Raw genomic sequence first — 893 nt, 5'->3', positions numbered from 1 at the left:
CCCGCCGCCACAGGTACGGCAGCACCACCCTCGACCGGCTCCGGGAACTGGGCACGATCGACGACACCCTGGTGGCCATGCTGCGGGCGGGGGTGCGCTCCCGACGCAACATGGTCGTCACCGGGGGCACGGGCGCGGGCAAGACCACCCTGCTGCGGGCACTGGCCGCGGAGATCCCGCCCGAGGAACGGCTCGTCACCATCGAGGACGTCTTCGAACTCGGACTGGACCGCGACCGCGAGGCCCACCCCGACTGCGTCGCCCTCCAGGCCCGCCCGGCCAACGTCGAGGGCGTCGGCGAGATCACCATCGCCGACCTGGTGCGCACCGCCCTGCGCATGTCGCCCGACCGCGTCATCGTCGGCGAGACGCGCGGGCACGAGACCGTTCCGCTGCTCAACGCGATGAGCCAGGGCAACGACGGCAGCCTCACCACCCTGCACGCCGCGAACTCCGCCGGGGCCTTCACCAAACTGGGCGCCTACGCCGCCCAGTCCGCCGAACGACTGCCCCTGGAGGCCACCGCGTCGCTGGTGGCCGCGGCCGTGCACCTGGTCGTGCACGTGTCGGCCCTGCCCACCGGTGGGCGGACGGTCACGAGCGTGCGCGAGGTCGTGGGCGCCGAGGGGCGCAACGTGGTGTCCAACGAGATCTACCGGCGCGGGCGCGGCGGTCCGCTCCCGGCGGCGCCGCCCAGCCCCGACACGCTCGACGCCCTCGCCGAGGCCGGGTTCGACACCGCCCTGCTGAACCCCGACGCGGTGGGGTGGACGTCGTGACCGTCGTGCCGCTCCTCGCCGCATGCGGGGCCCTGGTCGGCGCGGGCCTGTGGTTGGCCCTGGCGGTGCTGGCGCCCTCCGCCGCGCCCCGGAACCCGCGGTGGCGTGCGACCC

At 75.1% G+C, this 893-nt stretch carries 1 protein-coding gene; it reads left to right on the top strand.

Features of this window, described 5'->3' with window-relative positions; genetic code table 11:
• On the top strand, positions 1 to 779 hold a 779-nt coding region (locus D455_RS0106065), incomplete at its 5' end, for a CpaF family protein (RefSeq protein ID WP_017569864.1).
• Positions 780 to 893: the final 114 nt, after the last annotated feature.

Source organism: Nocardiopsis halotolerans DSM 44410 (assembly GCF_000341065.1).
GTDB lineage: Bacteria > Actinomycetota > Actinomycetes > Streptosporangiales > Streptosporangiaceae > Nocardiopsis > Nocardiopsis halotolerans.
This window is presented reverse-complemented; position numbering and strand designations above follow the sequence as displayed.